This is a genomic window from Nocardioides lacusdianchii (genome assembly GCF_020102855.1).
Lineage (GTDB): Bacteria > Actinomycetota > Actinomycetes > Propionibacteriales > Nocardioidaceae > Nocardioides > Nocardioides lacusdianchii.
This window is the reverse complement of the sequence record NZ_JADHZD010000001.1, coordinates 490,267-509,658: the sequence shown is the minus strand read 5'-3', so window position 1 is coordinate 509,658 and position 19,392 is coordinate 490,267. Positions and strand designations below refer to the sequence as shown.

General features: G+C 73.4%; 21 protein-coding genes. 11 read left to right on the top strand and 10 right to left on the bottom strand.

The features are described 5' to 3' along the window. Nucleotides 1-37: 37 nt before the first annotated feature. Nucleotides 38-1,405: an MFS transporter gene (locus IRX98_RS02590; protein ID WP_224273618.1), complete on the bottom strand. Its 1,368-nt coding sequence runs from the start codon at nucleotides 1,403-1,405 to the stop codon at nucleotides 38-40. 75 nt (nucleotides 1,406-1,480) lie between these two features. Between IRX98_RS02590 and IRX98_RS02585 the strand changes: the two genes are divergently transcribed. Continuing rightward, nucleotides 1,481-2,515: an LLM class flavin-dependent oxidoreductase gene (locus IRX98_RS02585; protein ID WP_224273617.1), complete on the top strand. Its 1,035-nt coding sequence runs from the start codon at nucleotides 1,481-1,483 to the stop codon at nucleotides 2,513-2,515. Between the two features lies 1 nt (nucleotide 2,516). On the opposite strand, the gene IRX98_RS02580 is transcribed toward IRX98_RS02585, so the two are convergent. The 5 genes from IRX98_RS02580 to IRX98_RS02560 form a co-directional block, all read right to left on the bottom strand. Then, nucleotides 2,517-2,912, bottom strand: a complete 396-nt coding sequence (locus IRX98_RS02580) for a low affinity iron permease family protein (RefSeq protein ID WP_224273616.1) — start codon at nucleotides 2,910-2,912, stop codon at nucleotides 2,517-2,519. A 62-nt stretch (nucleotides 2,913-2,974) separates the two neighbouring features. Continuing rightward, entirely contained in the window at nucleotides 2,975-5,392 is a 2,418-nt protein-coding gene (locus IRX98_RS02575) for an ABC transporter permease (RefSeq protein WP_224273615.1), read from the bottom strand. Then, nucleotides 5,392-6,153, bottom strand: a complete 762-nt coding sequence (locus IRX98_RS02570; protein ID WP_224273613.1) for an ABC transporter ATP-binding protein — start codon at nucleotides 6,151-6,153, stop codon at nucleotides 5,392-5,394. Before IRX98_RS02570 ends, IRX98_RS02575 begins: the two co-directional genes overlap by 1 nt. A gap of 132 nt (nucleotides 6,154-6,285) precedes the next feature. Continuing rightward, complete coding sequence (locus IRX98_RS02565) at nucleotides 6,286-6,966, bottom strand: response regulator transcription factor (protein WP_308044385.1); 681 nt, start codon at nucleotides 6,964-6,966, stop codon at nucleotides 6,286-6,288. Then, nucleotides 6,963-8,126, bottom strand: coding sequence for a sensor histidine kinase (locus IRX98_RS02560; protein ID WP_224273611.1), 1,164 nt, complete (start codon nucleotides 8,124-8,126; stop codon nucleotides 6,963-6,965). The genes IRX98_RS02565 and IRX98_RS02560 overlap by 4 nt, the downstream gene beginning before the upstream one ends. Before the next feature lie 92 nt (nucleotides 8,127-8,218). Here IRX98_RS02560 and sp36 point away from each other — a divergent pair, with 92 nt between their 5' ends. The 5 genes from sp36 to IRX98_RS02535 all read left to right on the top strand — a co-directional run bounded on the left by sp36 (nucleotide 8,219) and on the right by IRX98_RS02535 (nucleotide 11,141). Continuing rightward, nucleotides 8,219-8,374: a Sp36 family protein gene (sp36, locus tag IRX98_RS02555; RefSeq protein ID WP_165356019.1), complete on the top strand. Its 156-nt coding sequence runs from the start codon at nucleotides 8,219-8,221 to the stop codon at nucleotides 8,372-8,374. A gap of 1 nt (nucleotide 8,375) precedes the next feature. Continuing rightward, nucleotides 8,376-8,831: a RidA family protein gene (locus IRX98_RS02550; protein ID WP_224273609.1), complete on the top strand. Its 456-nt coding sequence runs from the start codon at nucleotides 8,376-8,378 to the stop codon at nucleotides 8,829-8,831. Then, nucleotides 8,832-9,692 (top strand): NUDIX hydrolase, encoded by an 861-nt coding sequence (locus IRX98_RS02545; RefSeq protein WP_224273607.1) that lies wholly within the window; start codon nucleotides 8,832-8,834, stop codon nucleotides 9,690-9,692. 64 nt (nucleotides 9,693-9,756) lie between these two features. Next, nucleotides 9,757-10,569, top strand: a complete 813-nt coding sequence (locus tag IRX98_RS02540) for an MBL fold metallo-hydrolase (RefSeq protein WP_224273605.1) — start codon at nucleotides 9,757-9,759, stop codon at nucleotides 10,567-10,569. A 38-nt stretch (nucleotides 10,570-10,607) separates the two neighbouring features. Further along, nucleotides 10,608-11,141: a TIGR03086 family metal-binding protein gene (locus IRX98_RS02535; RefSeq protein WP_224273603.1), complete on the top strand. Its 534-nt coding sequence runs from the start codon at nucleotides 10,608-10,610 to the stop codon at nucleotides 11,139-11,141. Nucleotides 11,142-11,307: 166 nt separating this feature from the next. Here the strand turns inward: IRX98_RS02535 and IRX98_RS02530 are convergent, their stop codons facing one another. From IRX98_RS02530 to IRX98_RS02520, 3 genes are all read right to left on the bottom strand, one after another. Then, the gene (locus tag IRX98_RS02530) at nucleotides 11,308-12,570 is read right to left on the bottom strand and encodes a WD40 repeat domain-containing protein (RefSeq protein WP_224273601.1); all 1,263 of its coding nucleotides are present in this window, start codon (nucleotides 12,568-12,570) and stop codon (nucleotides 11,308-11,310) included. After that, entirely contained in the window at nucleotides 12,567-13,064 is a 498-nt protein-coding gene (locus tag IRX98_RS02525; protein WP_224273599.1) for a SigE family RNA polymerase sigma factor, read from the bottom strand. Before IRX98_RS02525 ends, IRX98_RS02530 begins: the two co-directional genes overlap by 4 nt. Before the next feature lie 112 nt (nucleotides 13,065-13,176). Then, nucleotides 13,177-13,854, bottom strand: coding sequence for a Crp/Fnr family transcriptional regulator (locus IRX98_RS02520; protein WP_224273597.1), 678 nt, complete (start codon nucleotides 13,852-13,854; stop codon nucleotides 13,177-13,179). Nucleotides 13,855-14,077: 223 nt separating this feature from the next. Here IRX98_RS02520 and nth point away from each other — a divergent pair, with 223 nt between their 5' ends. The 4 genes from nth to IRX98_RS02500 are packed head-to-tail and all read left to right on the top strand — an operon-like array spanning nucleotide 14,078 to nucleotide 17,275. After that, on the top strand, nucleotides 14,078-14,734 hold the full coding sequence (gene nth / locus IRX98_RS02515; protein WP_224273645.1) for an endonuclease III: 657 nt from the start codon (nucleotides 14,078-14,080) through the stop codon (nucleotides 14,732-14,734). Then, complete coding sequence (locus IRX98_RS02510) at nucleotides 14,731-15,360, top strand: TlpA family protein disulfide reductase (protein WP_224273595.1); 630 nt, start codon at nucleotides 14,731-14,733, stop codon at nucleotides 15,358-15,360. Before nth ends, IRX98_RS02510 begins: the two co-directional genes overlap by 4 nt. Continuing rightward, a complete protein-coding gene (locus IRX98_RS02505; RefSeq protein ID WP_224273593.1) occupies nucleotides 15,357-16,094 on the top strand; it encodes an NUDIX hydrolase in 738 nt (245 codons plus the stop codon). The genes IRX98_RS02510 and IRX98_RS02505 overlap by 4 nt, the downstream gene beginning before the upstream one ends. A gap of 5 nt (nucleotides 16,095-16,099) precedes the next feature. Beyond that, the gene (locus IRX98_RS02500; RefSeq protein ID WP_224273592.1) at nucleotides 16,100-17,275 is read left to right on the top strand and encodes a MarP family serine protease; all 1,176 of its coding nucleotides are present in this window, start codon (nucleotides 16,100-16,102) and stop codon (nucleotides 17,273-17,275) included. Nucleotides 17,276-17,413: 138 nt separating this feature from the next. Here the strand turns inward: IRX98_RS02500 and IRX98_RS02495 are convergent, their stop codons facing one another. Next, nucleotides 17,414-17,818 carry a phage holin family protein gene (locus IRX98_RS02495; protein ID WP_224273590.1) on the bottom strand — a complete coding sequence of 135 codons (405 nt, stop codon included), beginning with the start codon at nucleotides 17,816-17,818 and terminating at the stop codon, nucleotides 17,414-17,416. Between the two features lie 159 nt (nucleotides 17,819-17,977). On the opposite strand from IRX98_RS02495, the gene nhaA reads away from it, so the two are divergent. Continuing rightward, on the top strand, nucleotides 17,978-19,384 hold the full coding sequence (nhaA, locus tag IRX98_RS02490; protein WP_224273588.1) for a Na+/H+ antiporter NhaA: 1,407 nt from the start codon (nucleotides 17,978-17,980) through the stop codon (nucleotides 19,382-19,384). Nucleotides 19,385-19,392 lie beyond the last annotated feature (8 nt).

Genomic DNA, 19,392 nt, shown 5'->3' with positions numbered 1-19,392 from the left:
CTCACACCCCCGTGGGGCCGGCCGGACGCTCGTCATCTCAGGCGCGTACGCCGGTGCGCGAGGCGGCGACGACGCCCAGCACGCCGGTCGCGGCCGCCATCGTGAAGACCGCGAGGAACGGGTCGGCCTCCGTGCGCTCGGTGACGGCGAAGACTGCCCCGGCCAGCGACAGCGCCAGCGCGGCGCCGAGCGAGTCGGCGACCGACAGGGCCGAGGAGTTGAAGCCGCGGTCGCGGTCCGACGACGCCTCGAGCATCGCGACGCCGGTGCGCGGGTAGGCGAAGCCCATGCCCGCCCCGGCGAGGACGTACGCCGTTCCCGGCAGCAGCGCCGACGGCCGCGCACCGGCGTCGACGAGCAGCACGGTCGCGGCCAGGCAGCCGATGCCGACGAGCACCAGCGAGGTGCCGACGAGCATCGCCCGCGGGTGCGAGACGCGCTCCCCGAGGCGCGACTGCACCTGGCTGGCGGTCGCCCACACGACGCCCACGCAGGTCAGCGCGATGCCGGCGCGGCCCGGGCCGAGGTCCCAGTGGTCCTGGAGGACGTAGACGATGTAGGCCTCGGCGCAGAAGAAGACCGCGCTCAGCAGGCCGCGGGTCGCGACCACCGCGGGGAGCCCGCGGGCGGCGCGGCGGGTGCCCGGAGGAAGCAGCCGGCCCAGCGCCACCCACACCAGCGCGAGCGCCAGCAGCGCGCCGAGGGCGGTCGTGCCGGTCGCGGAGCCGAGCAGCTCGAGCTTCAGCACCGCGACGGCGCCGAGGACCGCCCACCACAGCCGCGACCGCGGGGTCGCCGTGCCCTCCGCGTGGGGCTCCAGCCCGCGCAGCGCGGGGGCGAGCATCGCCAGCGCCACCACGACGAGCGCCACGGCGCCGAGGAAGACCCACCGCCAGCTCCACACGTCGGCCACCAGCGCGGCGAGCCCGGGACCGAAGAGGGCCGGCAGCACCCACGCGGCGGCGAAGGACGCGAAGACCGCCGGTCGCAGCGCCGGCGGGTAGACGAGGCCGACGATGACGTAGAGCCCGACCGTGAGCGCGCCGCCGCCGAGTCCCTGGAGCACGCGACCGGCGAGCAGCACCTCCATCGACGGCGCGAGCCCGCACACGAGCAGGCCGGCGGAGAACAGCGCCATCGACGCGAGCAGCGGCACCACCGGGCCGGTCCGGTCGCTCCACGTGCCCGCCGCCACCATCCCGACCACGCCGCTGGCGAGCGGGGCGGCGAAGGCGAGCGCGTAGAGGCCGAGCCCGTCGAGGTCGCGTGCCACCGTCGGCATGACCGTGGCGACCGCCATCGCCTCGAAGGCCACGAAGGCGATCAGGCCGAACATCGCGACGGTCGTGGCGGCGTAGGTGGGGGAGAGGATCCGCTCGCGCGGAGCAGACGTGGTGGCACTCACGTCGAGGACGCTAGGACCTCACGTGCACCTGAGGTCAATCGGAATATCCGCGGGCGCAGAACTGCTGCACCGACAGTGACTGCCCTCTCCGTGCTCGACCTCGTGACCGTCCGCAGCGACCAGACCACCGGCGACGCGCTCGCCGCATCCCGGAGCCTCGCGCAGGTCGCCGACGAGCTCGGCTACCGCCGCTACTGGGTCGCCGAGCACCACAACATGCCGGCCGTCGCCTCGACCAACCCGCCGGTCATCATCGCGATGCTCGCCGCGGCCACGTCGCGGATCCGCGTCGGCTCGGGCGGCGTGATGCTGCCCAACCACGCCCCGCTCGTGGTGGCCGAGCAGTTCGCGCTCCTCGAGGCGGCGTACCCGGGCCGCATCGACCTCGGCCTCGGCCGCGCGCCCGGCACCGACCCGCTCACCAGGTACGTCCTGCGCGGCGGCAGCGCCGAGTCGGCCGACGACGCGGTCAGCCGCTTCCCGGAGTACGTCGACGACATCCGCACGCTGATGTCGACCGAGGGCGTCGAGGTGCAGATCGGCCCGCGCCGCCAGCCCCTGCGGGCCACGCCCTCGGCGCGCAGCGTCGCCGACGTGTGGCTGCTGGGCTCCTCGGACTACTCCGCGCGCCTCGCCGCCGAGAAGGGCCTGCCCTACGTCTTCGCGCACCACTTCTCCGGCGAGGGCACGGGCGTCGCGCTCGACCTCTACCGCTCGAGCTACCGACCCTCGCCCGAGCACCCCGAGCCCCGCACCTTCCTCACCGTCAACGCCGTCGTCGCCGAGACCGAGGAGGAGGCACGTCGCCGGGCGCTGCCCAACGTGCAGCAGATGATCGCGCTGCGCACCGGCGCCCCGCTGCACCCGCAGCGCCTGGTCGAGCAGGCCGAGGCGGTCGAGATGACGCCCGAGCAGCGCTCGGTCGGCCACGCGATGGCGCGGCGCTGGGTCGTCGGGTCGCCCGAGCAGGCACGTCGGCAGCTCGCCGAGCTGGCCGAGACCTACGGTGTCGACGAGGTCATGGTGCACCCCGTCGCGGGCGCGGCGACCGGGACCGACGTACGCACCTCGCCGGCGCGCGAGGAGACGCTGCGCCTGCTGGCGGCGTAGGTCAGTGCCGCTCCTCCAGGCCCACGGCCTCGCGCAGGTTCTCCGCGGCCTCACGGAGGTCGGGGTCGTCGGCGGCGCGTGAGTCCATCAGCGCGGCGAGGGCCTCGGCGATGACGTTGAGCTTCTCCTGCATCGCCTCGGTGTTGCGGCGCCCGGCGTTCTCCAGCAGCACCAGGAGCAGCAGCGACAGCACGCCGCCGAAGGTGTGGATGGCCAGCTCCCACTTGGTGCTGCTCGGCCACAGCGGGTAGCTGGCCGCCCACACGACGACGACCGCGACGACGACAGCGAAGAACGGCGCCCGACTGATCGCCTTCGTCGACAGCTCGACGAACTTCTCGAAGGGGTCGAGGCCCTTCTGGTTCTTGCGGCTCTCGGCCGCGTCGCTGCGCTCCATGCCCGGAACCTAGTGCCGCCGGGCACCCTGCGTCCTCACCCCGGCGGCACGTGCGGGCCGCGCTAGTCCACCGCCAGCCCGGCGGCCGGCGTGACGAGCGCCGCGCGGCGCGCGGGGACGACGCACGCGGCCAGGCCGGCGAGCGCCGCGACGGCGGCGACCGCGGCCACCTGCGCCAGCGGCACGGTGAACCCGGCTCCCTCGACGACGCTGCCCACCATCACCTGCACGCCGATCCACGCGAACACCAGCCCGATGCCCGTGCCGAGGACCGCGGCCACCGCCGACAGCAGCAGCCCCTCCGCGGCCATCGCCCGGCGCAGCTGCCGGCGGGTGAGTCCCATGGCCCGCAGCAGGGCGTTCTCGCGGGCCCGCTCCAGCACCGAGAGGCCGAGGGTGTTGGCGATGCCGACCAGGGCGATCACGATCGCGACGGCCATGAGCCCAATGACGGCACCCGTCATGATGTCGAGCTGGAGATAGACCCAGGTGCGGTTGCCGTAGCCGCCGTCCAGCTCGGCGCCGGCCGCACCGGCGAGCGCCGCGAGGTCGCCCGTCAGGTCCTCGGCGTCCGCGCCGTCCCCGGCGCGTGCCCAGACCGCCATCGGTCGGGGGTCGCCGTCGAGCGTCGCCAGCGTGGCCGGCGACACCAGGCCCGCGCGGCCCCAGCCGCTGCCGGTCTCGACGCGGAGCGTGTGCTCGCGACCGGCGACCACCACGGTGAGCTCGCGGTCCTCCCACACCCGGTCACCCAGCCGCGTGGGCAGCTCCTCGACGACCGCGTAGGGCAGCAGGACCGTGCCGTCGGGCGCGGAGAGGTCGGCAGGACCTCGGACGACGACGTCGGCCCCGGGCGAGCCCAGCAGCGGGACCTCCAGCCCGCCGACGCGCGCCACGGTGCCGTCCAGGACCCGCGCGTCGGTGACGCCCTCGGTCCCGCCCACCCGGTCGACGAGGGATGCCTCGAGGGGCGCGCCGGCGGAGGTGAGGGTGGCGTCGAGGGGGTAGGAGTCGTCCATGTCGCGGTCGATCGCGGTCCGCGACGACGCCAGGCCCGTGAGGATCGCGGTGGTGAGGGTGACGCCCACCAGCAGCGATGCCGCGGTGGTCGCCGTACGCCGCGGGTTGCGCACGGCGTTGCCGGTGGCGAGCCGACGCACCGGACCGCCGCCGGGCAGGTAATCGGCCAACCGGATCAGCCGGGGCACCAGCACCGGCCCCACCAGCAGCACGCCGACGAAGGACACCATGCCGCCCGCGAGCATCGCGGGCACCGAGCTCCCGGAGACGGCCAGGGCGAGCAGGACCCCGCCACCGACGAGGCAGAGCGCGGCCAGCCCGAGGCGCCAGCGGCCCGCCGCCGAGCGGACGTCGACGCCGGTGTCCGGGCGCAGGGCGGCCAGCGGGGCGACCCGCGTCGCGGTGCGCGTCGGCAGCCAGGAGGCCCCGAGCGTGACCAGCGTGCCGACGACGAACGCCGACAGGGCCCAGACGGGGTCGAGCGCCGCAGGTCCCATGTCGGTGAACCAGCGCCGGACCAGGGCCACCAGCCCGGCGCCGGCCGCGACGCCGACCACGATCCCGACGGCGGCTGCCGCCAGACCGAGCGCGAGCGCCTCGAGCCGGATCGCGCGACGCAGCTGTCGGCGGGTGACCCCGACGCAGCGCAGCAGCGCGAAGTCGCGCATCCGCTGGGCGAAGAGGATCGAGAAGGTGTTGGTGATGACCAGCACGCCCACGAAGAGGGCGATCACGACGAAGAGCAGCGCCAGGATCGCGATGACGTCCACGCCGCGCGAGATCTCGGCCTGGCGGGCGGCGGTCCAGTCGGCGGCCGACTCGACGCCTGCCTCGGGAGCGGTCGCCCGCGCCAGGTCCTCCGACCCGCCCCACGCGACGGCGTCGACCCAGAAGGAGGTGTCCTGGAAGCGGCGCAGGTCCTCCCACGGGACGTAGAGCGCGGAGTTCCGCGCGGCCGGGCTGTCGACCAGCCCGACGACCTCGACGTCCACCGCTGCGTCCCCGCTGCCGACCCGCACGACGTCACCGAGGCGTACGCCGCTGCTCTTGGCGCGGTTCACGTCCGCGAGGGCCTCGCCCGTCGCGGCGGGGAACCGTCCGTCCTCGAGCTGCTGCCACTGCAGGCGCGCATCCAGCGACACCTCCGACACGTCGGCGGTCGCGGCCAGCTGCACGCCGTCGCGGGAGACCGGCTCCGTCGCGTACCCGAGGGTGAGCACGGGGATGTCGCGGTCGGCGGCCACCTCGACGAGCCGCGCCACCTCGCGGGAGTCGTACGTCGTCACGACCCGGTCGACGCCCGCGACCGGCGCCCCGACGTCGGCGGTCAGGCCGGAGCGGGTGGCCCCGGTGAGCATCCCGACGACCACGATGAACGCCACGCCGATCGCGACCGCGACCGACGCGGCGACGTACCTGCGGGTGTGGTGGCGCATCGACGCCAGGAGCACGGTGCGCATCAGGCGATCCCTCCGCGCAGCGCGGCGACGAGCGCGTCCTGGTCGGGGTCGGTGAGGTGCGCGGTGACCGCGCCGTCGTGGATGACCACGACGTCGTCGGCGTACGCCGCTGCGTCGAGGCCGTGGGTCACCATCACCACGGTCATGCCGAGCTCGCGGACCGAGCGGCGCAGGTGGCCGAGCACCTCGGCGCTGGCCTCGCTGTCGAGGTTGCCGGTGGGCTCGTCGGCGAAGACGATGTCGGGCTGCGTGACCAGCGCGCGGGCGATCGCGACGCGCTGCTGCTGGCCGCCGGAGAGCTGGCTGGGCAGGTGGCCGAGCCGGTCGGCGAGGCCGAGGACGCCGACCACCTGGTCGTAGCGCTCCCGGTCGACGGCCCGGCCGGCGAGCTCGAGCGGGAGCAGGATGTTCTGCCCGGCGGTGAGCATCGGGAGCAGGTTGAAGGCCTGGAAGACGAAGCCGATGTGCTCGCGGCGGAAGAGTGTCAGTGCGGTGTCGTCGAGGCCGGCGAGGTCGCGTCCGGCGACGGCGATGGTGCCGGAGGTGGCGGCGTCGAGGCCGGCGAGGCAGTGCATGAGCGTCGACTTGCCGGAGCCGCTCGGGCCCATGATCGCGGTGAAGCGGCCGGCGGGCAGGTCGAGGTCGACGCCGCGCAGGGCGTGCACGGTGCTGTCCCCGTCGCCGTAGGTGCGGGTCAGCCCGCGCGCGCTGGCCGCGGTGGCGGTGCCGGTCGGTGTGCCTGTGGGGAGTGTCGTCGTCATGGGGACAACGCTCGTCGTCGGCGGCCCCGCGATCGTCGGTCCCGGGCACGGACCTGCGGTCGGTCCGGGGTCGTACGCCGGCGCGCGGCGTACGACCTGGGTACGACCCGGGCACGCTGTGGGGAGGGTGGATCAGGGAGCGACGAGCCCGGACTCGTAGCCCAGCACCACGAGCTGGACCCGGTCGCGCGAGCCGGTCTTGGCCAGGATCCGCCCGACGTGGGTCTTCACGGTCGTCTCGGCGACGACGAGCTCGGCCGCGATCTCGGTGTTGGTGCGCCCGCGCGCGATGAGGGTGAGAACCTCGACCTCGCGCTCGGTGAGGTGTCGGAGGCGGTCGTCGTGCGCGGCGGGTGCCGCGGGGTCGGGCAGTGCGGCGAAGTGCTCCAGGAGCCGGCGGGTGGTGCTGGGAGCGACGACTGCGTCACCGCCCTGGACCGACCGGATCGCGCCCAGCAGGTCGGGCGGCGCGGCGTCCTTGAGCAGGAACGCGGAGGCGCCGGCGCGGATCGCGGCGAAGGCGTACTCGTCGAGGTCGAAGGTGGTCAGCACGATCACCCGCGGCGCCTCGGGCTGCGCCAGCAGCCGCCGGGTGGCCTCGACCCCGTCGAGCCGCGGCATCCGGACGTCCATCAGCACGACGTCGGCGGCCGTGACCGCGAGCCGTTCCAGCGCCTCGCCGCCGTCGCCCGCCTCGCCGACCACGACCATGTCGTCCTGGCTCTCCACCAGCATCCGGAAGCCCGCGCGCACCATCTGCTGGTCGTCGACCAGGAAGACCCGGATCGGTGCCGTCACGACCCGATCGCTCACAGCGGCAGCCTCGCAGACACCACGAACCCGCCACCCGGTGCGGGTCCGGCCTCCAGCGTGCCGCCGTGCACCGCGGCGCGCTCGCGCATCCCGGTGACGCCCAGCCCACGCCCGTCCGAGGCCGCGGCCGCCCCGCGCCCGTCGTCGCGCACCTCCACCTCGACCGCGCGGCCGACGGCGACCCGCAGCGCCACCGAGGCGCGAGGTCCCGCGTGCTTGCGGACGTTGGTGAGCGACTCCTGCACGATCCGGTACGCCGCCAGCCCGACGCCGTCGGGGACGTCCGGGGCCTCCTCGGGGAGGTCGGCCTCCACCTGCATCCCGGCGGCGCGGGCCTCGTCGACGAGGTGGCGTACGTCGTCGAGGCCGGGCTGCGGCGCGACGCCGGTGTCGCCGTCGCGGAGCAGCCCCAGCAGCCGGCGCATCTCGGTCAGGGACTCGCGTCCGGTGGCCGAGATAGTCGCCAGCGTGCCGACGGCGACGTCGGGGTCCTTGGCGGCGGCGTAGCGGGCGCCGTCGGCCTGCACCACGATCACCGACAGGCCGTGTGCGACGACGTCGTGCATCTCGCGGGCGATGCGCGAGCGCTCGTCGCGCGCCGCCAGCTCGACCTCACGCTCGGCGATCCGCTCGGCCTGCTCGGCGCGCGCGACCAGGGAAGTGACGAACCGCTCCCGCTGCTGCGCGGCGAAGCCGAGCGCCCATGCGGCGGTGACGATCGCGCCGATGCTGACGACGTAGGGCACGACGGCGTCCAGCGTGACGGTCGGGGCGCCCAGGCCCCCGATCCAGCTCCAGGCGGCCACCACGGACCCGATGTAGCCGACGAGCAGCGCCGCGACGCCGTGCGGTCGCGGGCCCCAGCGGGCCACGGAGTAGGTGGCGATCGGAAAGGCCAGCTGGCCGAAGATCGGCATGTCGTGGACGGATGCCTGCGCGGCGCTCGTCATGGCGACGACCGCGAAGACGGCGCTCGGGTGGGCGCGGCGGAACCACAGCGGGGCGACCTGGGCAGCCGTCAGGAGGGCGGCGAGCGGCTCCTCGGCCGTGAGGTGGCCCAGGAACCCCGTGACGAGGAGGCCCAGGGTCAGGGTCGCGTCGAACAGCCACCGGCCGCGTGGGCCGAGCCGCCAGGGGTGGGAGTCCCGGTGATCGCGCATGGTGCGGACCCTAGACGCCGGACGCGGCCGGCACGTCAGACCACGGGAGGACGCCGCGCGGCGCCCGGTGGGGCCCGAGTAGGGTGCGATCCATGACCCAGTGGGAATACCAGGTGGCGCCGATTCCGCTCCACAACGAAGCGCTCATGCTCAACAACTTCGGCCAGGACGGCTGGGAGCTGGTGGCCATCCACACCAACGCCCAGGGCGGTCTGGTGGCCTTCCTCAAGCGCCCGAAGGCGGCCTGACGTGTCGGCCGAGGCGCGCCTCGCCGAGCTCGGCATCACCGTCCCGGAGGTCGTGCCTCCGGTCGCGGCCTACCAGCCCACTGCGCGCACCGGGAACCTCGTCTTCACCGCCGGCCAGCTGCCGGCGCGTGACGGCGAGATGATCGCGGTCGGCAAGCTGGGCGGTGAGGTCAGCGAGGAGCAGGGCTACGAGTGCGCCCGCCAGTGCGCGCTCAACGCGCTCGCCGCGGTGAAGGCCGAGATCGGCTCGCTCGACCAGGTCAAGCGCGTGGTGAAGGTCGTCGTCTTCGTCGCCTCCACCCCCGACTTCACCGGCCAGCCCAAGGTCGCCAACGGTGCGTCCGAGCTGCTCGGCGAGGTCTTCGGCGAGGCCGGCAAGCACGCGCGGTCCGCCGTCGGCGTCTCCGTGCTGCCGCTGGACGTGCCGGTCGAGGTCGAGATCGTCGTCGAGGTCTGAGTGCAGCGCCTCCCGCTGCCCGACGCCCTCGTCGCCCAGGCCAGGGCGTACGCCTCGGGTGACGCCTCGCCGGCCGAGCCGCGCGACGCGGCCACGGTCGTGCTGCTGCGTCCCGGTGCCGCCGGGCCCGACGTCTACCTCCTGCGTCGGCAGACCTCGATGGCCTTCGCGGGCGGGATGTGCGTCTTCCCCGGCGGCGGCGTGGATCCGCGCGACTTCGACGACGAGCTGGTCGACCGCGGGCTCTGGGCCGGGCCGGCACCCGAGGAGTGGGCGCGGCGGCTCGGGTGCGAGGAGCCGAAGGCACGCGCGCTCGTGTGTGCTGCGGTGCGCGAGACCTTTGAGGAGTCCGGCGTGCTGCTCGCCGGCACCGGCGCGGACTCCGTCGTCGCCGACACGACGGGCGACGACTGGGAGGCCGACCGGGTCGCCCTGGAGTCGCGCGCGACCTCGCTGACGGAGTTCCTCGAGAAGCGCTCGCTCGTGCTGCGCACCGACCTGCTCGGCGCGTGGTCCGGCTGGTTGACCCCGGTCTTCGAGCCGCGGCGCTACCGGACGTGGTTCTTCGTGGCCCGGCTGCCGGAGGGGCAGGTGACCCGCGACGTGTCCACCGAGTCGTCGTCGGTGACGTGGACGGGCGCGCTGGACGCGGTCGCCCAGGTCGAGCAGGAGCAGATCCTGATGCTGCCGCCGACCTGGCTGACCTGCCTCGAGATCGGACAGCTCGCTGACCCCGACGCCGTGCTGGTGGCGGCGCAGGACCGGACCGTCGACATGTTCATGCCCGAGGTCGTGGCCGACGGTGACGAGTTCATCCTGTCCACGCCGCCGCACTACACCGCGCTGATGGCCTCTCGATGACCTTCACCCCACGACGTTCTTCTCCTCCGCTGCGCTCCCCCGAACAACGCCGCGGGGACCCCGAATGACTTGGAGCGGGGGCTCCTTCGGCTACACCGGCACGTGCGTGCTGGCGCCGAACGCCGACGTGATGACCCTCGACGGCACCAACACGTGGGTGCTGCGCGACCCGTCCTCCTCGCGCTCCGTGGTCGTCGACCCGGGCCCCTCGATCACCCGCCACCTCGACGCCATCGACGCCGCCGCCGGCGACGTGGCCGTCGTGCTGCTGACCCACCACCACGCCGACCACAGCGAGGCCGCGAGGGAGTACGCCGAGCGGCACGGGTGCGGCGTACGCGCCCTCGACCCGGCGCACCGCCTCGGCTCCGAGGGGCTCGGCGAGGGCGACGTGGTGTCCTTCGGCGACCTCGAGGTGCACGTCGTCGCGACGCCCGGCCACACGGCCGACTCGCTGTCCTTCGTCGTGCCGCAGGACCGGGCCGTGCTGACCGGCGACACGGTGCTCGGCCGCGGCACCACCGTCGTCGCGCACCCGGACGGCCAGCTCGGGGCCTACCTCTCCTCCCTCGAGCGGCTCCACGCGCTGTGCGGCGAGCAGGGCATCACGTCGGTGTGGCCCGGCCACGGGCCCGTGATCGATGACGCCCTCGGGGCGCTCGACTTCTACCTCGCGCACCGCAAGCAGCGCCTCGACCAGGTCCGCGACGCGCTGCGCGACCTGCACGCGATCGCCCGCGAGGGCGGGGAGTTCCCGCACGAGACGCTGCCGCGCGCGATCGTGGAGGTCGTCTACGCCGACGTCGACCCCGTGCTCTGGGGCGCTGCGGAGCTCTCGGTGCGCGCGCAGCTGGCCTACCTCACCGGGTCGAAGTAGGGCTTGCGCGCACGCCCCGGCAGGAGTGGAGTGGGGGCATGGACTCCCAGCACCGGTCCGTCGTCGTCCTGTCCCGCGCGCTCGACCAGGCGGGAGACGCGCTCGCCGCCGTCCATGCGGACGACTGGGACCGGCCGACGCCGTGCGAGGGCTGGACCGTGCGCCAGCTGGCCGACCACCTCGCGGCCGCGCCGCAGCACTTCCTGCAGCTGGCCCGCGGCGAGGAGGTCGACTGGGCGGCCGGCACCGGGGTCGAGCCGCACGTCCTGGCCGCCCACTTCCGTGCACGCGCCGACGACCTCATCCACCACTGGCACGGCCAGCCCGACGACCGGCTCGCGCAGGCCGACTGGCAGACCGCCGAGCTCGGCGTCCACACCTGGGACCTCGTCCGCGCGCTCGGCCAGCCGCTGCCGCTCGACGACGAGGTGGCCGAGCGCGGGCTGGCCTTCATCCAGCAGGGGCTGACCGCGGACAACCGCGGCCCGGCCTTCGGTCCGCCCGTCGCGGTGGCGGAGGACGCCTCGGCGTACGACCGGCTGGTGGCGTTCGCCGGGCGCGACCCGCGCTGAGGCGTCGTACGGACCCAACGGCGCCGGCCTCGGCCGCTGCTGCGGCGCTGTGCTCGGTCCGCGGTCGATCGGTCCGTACGACGGCGCGGACGCGCGGACATTGGTCCGCGGCCCGACCCGGGGCCACGCTCAGCGGCGAGGTGATCGTCGGGCTTTGTCCGCGCGTCTACGTCAGCCGACGCCAGAGCAGACGCAACCCCAGCAGCAGCGCGATCGCCGCGGCCACGCCCAGGCCGATGATCCACGAGACGTCGCGCGGAGTGCCGGCCGTGTCGCCGAAGTCGTGGGTGAGCTCCTGCGACGAGGTGCCGTCGAGGTCGGGGATGAGGTCGACGGCCAGGCTGAGCGAGTTCGCGATGCCGTTGGTCGACACCGAGCCGACCGAACCCCGCCAGGTGCTCGCCGCGCCGACGTCTGGCGTGGTCACCACCAACTCGGGAACGGACCCGTCGAAGGGCTGCACGACGAGCACCTGCAGCCGGTCGTCGAGCCAGCCCACGGGCCTGGCCGCCGACCTCCCCAGAGTGCCCGGCGGGAACGGGTGTCGCAGGACCTCCTGGGTGCGGACGTCGAAGGTGGACGACGAGGTGCCCGGTTCCGTGCCCAGGGACAGGTAGTGGCCATCGGGCGAGAAGGCGAAGGCCCCGACGGACACGTCGGTCGTCACCCGCCCCAGCCCTCGCTGCCCGTCCACCGGGAGGAACAGGCCGCCCCGCATGCTGGTGAGCGCCAGGGCGCCGCTGTCGGTGACCGCCACGCTGGACGGGGTGAAAGGCAGCGCCGTCGTGCGGGACTCGCCCGGCCTGATCCTGCCTACGGCCGGCACGTCGCCGTACCTGGATGACGACCATGCCAGCCACTCGCCACCGGGCGACCAGGTGAGGGTGTCGTAGGTGAGCTCCTCGCCGGGCTGACGGTGCAGCACCTCTTCCCTGCCCGTCTCGAGGTCCAGCCGGGAGATGACCGTCGTTCCGGCGTCCACTCGCTGGTAGGCCAGGAATCGGCCGTCGGGGGACAGCGCCAGCGTCCGACGCTCGAGGGCCCAGCCCGGCAGCCCCAGCCGGCGCGGCACGCCGTCGTTCGCGGTGATCACCACCGGGTCGCCGGTGGCCGAGATGAAGGCCACCGAGGCCCGCCCCACGGCAAGGTCGGTGGTCACCTCGAGGTCTTCGGGGATGTCCTCGATCCGGCTCGGGATCGCGCCACCGGCCGGCACCTCGCCCGACGCCGTACGCGCCTCCCGGTCCGGCGCGGACCACAGCGCTACGCCACCGCCGACGGAGGCCAGGAACACGAGGACTGCGGCCACCGCGAGCGCCTGCGCGCGGCGGCGGGCGGCCCGTCCCCGACGCCAGAGGTCAGCGGACACGGGCAGCGGGGTTACCTCGTCGGCCACGTGGTGCATCCGGGTGCGCAGGTCGTCGCTCATGCGTCTGCTCCGATCAGGTCGGCCAGCTCGGGAGCCAGCGTCCGCAGCCGCGCGAGCGCGTGCCGGGTCGTGGACTTCACGGTGCTCGTCGAGAGGTCGAGCGCACGTGCGGTCTCGACCTCGGTCAGGTCCTCGTAGAAGCGCAGCACCAGCACGGTCCGCTGCTTGGCGGTGAGGCGGGCGAGTGCCTGGTCGAGGGTCAGTCGCAGGTCGGTGTCGACGGCATCGGCCGTGCCGTCGTGCCCGAGCAGCGGTGACTCGGTGAAGCGGCGGCGACGCCACCAGGAGATGTTCTGGTGGTACATCGCGCGCCGGACGTACGCCTCGGGCGAGGTGTGGATCCGCGTCCAGTGCCTCGCCGCCTGCATCAGCGCGGCCTGCACGAGGTCCTGCGCGAGGTGGTGGTCGCCGGTCAGCAGGTACGCCGTCCGCGACAGGGCAGCCTGACGCCCCGCCACGAAGGCGTCGAAGCCCGCCTCGTCCCCTGTGATCACGTCGAACCTCCCCCGCATCAGCACTTCACCACGTACGACGCGCGCTGGCGTTGTGCCGGGTGGCAGTGACCGCGAAGGAGTTTCGGGGCCGTCGGGAGTCAGGTGCCGGGTGTCAGCGTGCGCGGCGCGAGAGGCGCTCGAGGTCCATGATCACCACGGAGCGGGGCTCCAGGCGCAGCCAGCCGCGCGAGGCGAAGTCGGCGAGCGCCTTGTTGACCGTCTCGCGGGAGGCGCCGACCAGCTGGGCGAGCTCCTCCTGGGTGAGGTCGTGGTGGACGTGGACGCCGTCGTCGGCGGTGCGGCCGAAGCGGTCGGCGAGGTCGAGCAGTGCCTTGGCGACACGGCCGGGGACGTCGGAGAAGACGAGGTCGGCGACGACGTCGTTGGACTTGCGCAGGCGGCCGGCGAGCTGGGACAGCAGGCCGCGGGCGACCATCGGCCGGCCGTCGAGCCACTTGAGGAGGTCGTCGTGGGACAGCGAGCCGAAGGTGGCGTCGGTGACCGCGGTGACCGTCGCCGAGCGCGGGCCCGGGTCGAAGAGGGAGAGCTCGCCGAACATCTGGCCGGGGCCCATGATCGCCAGGAGGTTCTCGCGGCCGTCGGAGGAGGAGCGGCCGAGCTTCACCTTGCCCTCGGTGACGATGTAGAGCTTGTCGCCGGAGTCGCCCTCGTGGAAGAGCACGTCGCCGCGACGCAGCGTGGTCTCGGCCATCGAGTTGCCCAGCGCGGTCGCGGCCTCGTCGTCGAGCGAGCTGAACAGCGGTGCCTGCCGAAGCACGTCGTTGTCCACGTTGATCCTCCAAGTAGTTGCGTCCCGTGCCGGGCCCGGTGCCGAGCCCTCGGGATCGGCACGATCCTAGCCGTGGTCTGGCTCACAACGGCCACTTAGGGCCGGTGCGGCAGCCGAAGTCGTCGATCGGGGGCGTGTCGGAGGCGGACCGTAGGCTGGGCGCGTGCCTGCCCCCACTGTGAGCGTCAAGCCCGACACGTCGCTGGTGCGCAGGGCTCGCAAGATGGACCGGATCCTCGCCGAGACCTATCCCGACGCCCGCGCCGAGCTCGACTTCACCAACGCCTTCGAGTGCCTGGTGGTCACCGTGGTCTCCGCGCAGACCACCGACCGCCGGGTCAACGCCGCGAGCCCCGCGCTCTTCGCCGCCTACCCGACGCCCGAGGCGATGGCCGCCGCGCCGCGCGAGCACATGGAGCAGCTGCTCGGCCCGCTCGGCTTCTTCCGCGCCAAGACCGACTCGGTGCTCAAGCTCAGCCAGGCGCTCGTGGAGCGCTTCGACGGCCAGGTGCCCGACCGGCTCGAGGACCTCGTCACCCTCCCCGGGGTCGGCCGCAAGACGGCCAACGTCGTGCTCGGCAACGCGTTCGACAAGCCCGGCATCACCGTCGACACCCACTTCGGCCGCCTCGCACGTCGCTTCGGCTGGACCGAGGAGACCGACCCGGTGAAGGTCGAGCACGCCGTCGGCGCGCTCTTCCCCAAGCGCGACTGGACGATGCTGTCGCACCACCTCATCTGGCACGGCCGCCGGCGCTGCCACGCCAAGAAGCCCGCGTGCGGCGCCTGCCCGATCGCGCGGCTGTGCCCCTCCTTCGGCGCCGGCCCCACCGACCCGGTCGAGGCCGAGAAGCTCGTGAAGACGCAGGGGCCCGCATGAGTCGCACCCGTCTCCGTGGGGTCGTCCTCGCGGGACTGCTCGTCGCGGCACTCGGCTCGTGCACGTCCGACGACGTCGGCGGCGGCTTCGACGTACGCCCTCCCGACGTGCAGGTCGACACCCCCGAGCTGCGCAAGGTGAAGGCGCGCATCGGCATGGAGGACTGCGAGCCCGGCACCGGCGCGCCCGTCGAGGGCGGCCTGCCGGAGCTGACGCTGCCGTGCCTGGCCGGGGGGCCCGACGTCGACCTGTCGTCGTTGCGCGGGCCGCTGGTGATCAACCTGTGGCAGGCCAACTGCGGTCCCTGCCGTGAGGAGATGCCGGTGCTGGAGGAGTTCCACCAGCAGCACGCCGACCGCGTGCGCATCGTCGGCGTCGACTTCAACGACGTGAACCCCGACGGCGCCATGGCGCTCGTCGAGGAGACCGGAGCGACGTACCCCTCGATCGCCGATCCCGGTGGCGAGCTGATGGCGGAGGACACCTTCGCGGTCGGCCGCCGCGGCCTGCCGGCCTTCGTCTTCGTCGACGAGGACGGTGTCGTCGTCGGCCAGGACTCCGGCGGCGTCGAGTCGATGGACGAGCTCAAGGCCCTCGTCGCCGAGCACCTCGGGGTCGACCTGTGACGTCCCTCCCGGGCTGGCTGGCCCCGGTGGTCGAGGCCGCCTCCACGATCACGGTCCACGAGCTGACCCGCTTCATGCCGCCGGAGGACGCCGACGCGCGCCGCGGGGCGGTGCTGATGGTGTTCGCCGACCGCGACGACGACCCGAGCGCTCCCGACGACCTGGCCCACCGCGGCGAGCTGCTGCTCACCGAGCGCGCCCACCACATGCGCTCCCACCCCGGCCAGGTGTCGTTCCCGGGCGGATCGCTCGACGACGGCGAGACGCCCGTGCAGGCAGCGCTGCGCGAGGCCCACGAGGAGATCGGCCTCGAGCCCTCCGAGGTGGAGGTCTTCGGCGAGCTGCCCGAGCTGTGGCTGCCGCCGAGCAACTTCGCGGTCACCCCGGTCCTCGGCTACTGGCGCGACCGCGGCCAGGTGCGGATCGCGAGCCCCGACGAGGTGCACGAGATCCACCACGTGGCGATCGCCGAGCTGCTCGACCCCGAGCACCGGATCAACGTGCGCCACCCCAGCGGCTGGACCGGTCCGGGCTTCCTCATCGGGCCCGACAAGGACGTCATCCTGTGGGGCTTCACCGCCGGGATCATCGCCCGGCTGTTCTCCTTCCTCGGGTGGGACGAGAACTGGGACCGGGCGCGGGTGCGTGACCTGCCGGACCACATGCTGCAGGGTGAGCCCCGACAGTCCGACCTGGCGCCCAACCCGTCGCCCAACACCAGGCTCGAGGAGTAGCAGCGATGAACGTCCTCGACTGGTGCCTGGTCGCACTCGTGGGGATCTACGCGCTCTCGGGCTACTGGCAGGGCTTCATCACCGGCGCCGCCGCCACCGCCGGCCTCCTCCTCGGGGGCCTGCTCGGCATCTGGGTGGCGCCGCTCGCGCTCGGCGACGCGGCCCCGTCGCTGTGGGTCTCGCTCGGCGCGCTCTTCATCGTGATCCTGTCCGCGTCCCTGGGCCAGGCGGTCTTCCAGTGGTTCGGCGCCCGACTGCGCGACCGCATCACCTGGCAGCCGGTGCGCGCGCTCGACGCCGTCGGCGGGTCGGCCCTGAGCGCCGTCGCCGTGCTGCTCGTGGCGTGGGCGCTCGGCGTCGCGGTCTCCGGCACGCGCATCGGCGCGATCACGCCGCTGGTGCGGGACTCCGCGATCCTGGCCCGCGTCGACCAGACCCTGCCGCCCGACTCGGGCAAGGTGCTGGCCACCTTCAACAACGTCGTCGGCACGACCTTCTTCCCTCGCTACCTCGAGCCCTTCGCCCCCGAGCGGATCGTCGCGGTCAAGCCCGGCGACCCGCGGATGCTCACCGACCCCGACGTGATGGCCGCCGAGGCCAGCGTGGTCAAGGTCCGTGGCGCCAACGGCTGCGGCAGCGGAGTCGAGGGCACCGGCTTCTTCTACGCCCCCGGCCGGCTGATGACCAACGCCCACGTCGTCGCGGGCGTCACCCGTCCCGAGGTCGAGGTGGGCGGCTCGAGCGTCGTCGCGTCCGTGGTCCTCTACGACGCCGACCTCGACATCGCCGTGCTCTCGGTGCCCGACGTCGGCGTGCCGCAGCTCGCCTTCGACACCGAGGTCGAGCCGCGCGACCCGATCGCGGTGCTGGGCTATCCCGAGGACGGCCCCTACGACGTGCAGTCCGGTCGCATCCGCGCCGAGCAGCGGCTGCGCTCGCCCGACATCTACGGCGACGGCACCGTGATCCGCCAGGTCTACTCGCTGCGCGCACTGATCCGCCCCGGCAACTCCGGCGGCCCGATCGTCACCTCGGCCGGCGAGGTCGCGGGCCTCGTCTTCGCCGCCTCCGTCAGCGACCGGGACACCGGCTACGCGCTGACCGCGAGCCAGGTCGCGGAGTCGGCGGCCGCCGGTGTCACCCGGGAGTCCCCGGTCGACACCGGCACCTGCGTGCGCTGAGTCGGCGTACGCCCCGGGCGCGGCGGTGCGTGAGGCGGCTTTCGGGCGTGCAGAACCCGCGTCACTCACCGCTCGATCGTGCGGCAGGGATCTCGATACGCCGGCTCGTTCCTCGCCGGCTACTCGATCAGCGAGGAACTAGCCGCGGCCCTTGAGCGCCGAGGGGATCTGCTTGCCCTGCTGGATCGCGCGCTCGGGCGCCTTGACCTGCTTGACCTGCTTGATGCCGACGAAGGCCAGCAGTGCGGCGATGAGGACGTAGAGGCCGAAGACGATCAGGAAGGCCCAGTGCAGGTCGAGGCCGGAGCCGTTCCAGTGGATGAAGTAGGCGATCGCGACCGACAGCATGATCACCGCGAGCAGGCCGAGGAAGGCGGCGCCGGCGAAGAGGCCGATGCCGAGGCCGCCGTGGCGGACGCTCACCTTGATCTCGCTCTTGGCGAGCGCGATCTCCTGCGAGATCAGCGTCGAGATGTCGCGCTGCGCGTCCATGACGAGCTTGCCGAGCGTCGGATCGGTGTCCTTGATCGGTTCGTTGGCCATGTGTGGCGGTCCTTCGGTGAACGCTCGGGGGCTGACGGCTGAGACCCTACCAACGGGTCCGACTAGACTGGAGCCTCAGGTGAGCCGGGAAGTCTGGTCGGCCCGTGACGCGGAGTCGCGGTGACAGTTCCCCGTCGACCCCGAAGGATGCGCCCCCGCATGGCCTCACGCCAGAACAGTCCGCACGACCCGGCTCCCGACGACGACCTCTGGGAGTCCGGGCCGGTCTACATCGCCAGCAACAAGCCGCTGGCGCGCCTCGTCGCGCGGCCGGTGCGCGAGTTCCTCCGGGTGGAGGCGGCCGGCTCGATCCTGCTGCTGCTCGCCGCTGCCACGGCCCTGATCTGGGCCAACAGCCCGTGGGCGTCGTCGTACGACGCGTTGTGGCACGCCCACCTCGTCATCGACGTCGGTCCCCTGTACCTCGACGAGTCGATCCAGCACTGGGTCAACGACGCGCTGATGGTGATCTTCTTCTTCGTCGTCGGCCTCGAGATCAAGTACGAGCTGGTCAACGGCGACCTGCGCGACCCCAAGACCGCAGCGCTGCCGATCATCGCCGCGATCGGCGGCATGGTGGTGCCCGCCGCGCTCTACCTCGCGCTCAACCCGCCCGGCAGTGACGGCAACGCCGGGTGGGGCATCCCCATGGCCACCGACATCGCGTTCGCGGTCGGTGTGCTCGGCGTGCTGGGCCGGCGGATCCCGTCCGCGGCGCGGCTCTTCCTGCTGACGCTCGCCATCGTCGACGACATCGGTGCGATCCTCGTGATCGCGGTCTTCTACACCAGCGACCTCTCGCTCACCTGGCTGGCGATCGCCATCGGCCTGCTGGCGGTCATGGTCGTCGCCCGGCTCCTGCGGGTCTGGTCGGTCGTGGTCTACGCGATCCTCGGCGTGGGCGTGTGGTTCGCGCTGCTCGAGTCGGGCGTGCACGCCACCCTGGCCGGCGTCGCGATCGGACTGCTCGCCCCGGCCAGGCCGCTGCTCAACGAGGCCGTCGCGCGCGGCTACGCCACCGACGCGCTCCGCGACCGCCACCTCAACCCCGACGAGCTGGCGCGCCTGCGCTTCCTGCTCAAGGAGTCGGTCTCGGTCGTGGAGCGGCTGATCAGCACGCTCCACCCGCTGTCGGCCTACGTCGTGCTCCCGATCTTCGCGCTGGCCAACGCCGGCGTCGAGCTGGGAGCGATCAGCAAGGTCTTCACCGAGCCGGTGGGCCTCGGCATCATCCTGGGCCTGGTCCTCGGCAAGCCGGTCGGCATCTTCCTGACGTCCTACCTGGCCGTACGCCTCGGCGTCGCACGCCTGCCGGAGGGCACGTCCTGGCCGATGGTGCTCGGCCTCGGCGCGGTCGCCGGCATCGGCTTCACCGTGTCGATCTTCATCGCCGGACTGTCCTTCCCGGGTGCCGACCTGCTGACCGAGGAGGCGAAGATCGCGATCCTGCTGGCCTCGCTGTTCGCCGCGATCGTGGGCGTCGCGGTGCTGCTGGCCTCGACCAGCGGCGCGACAGAGGACGAGGACGACGCGGTCGACGAGGACCGGGAGACCGCCGCCCCGTGACGGGAGGC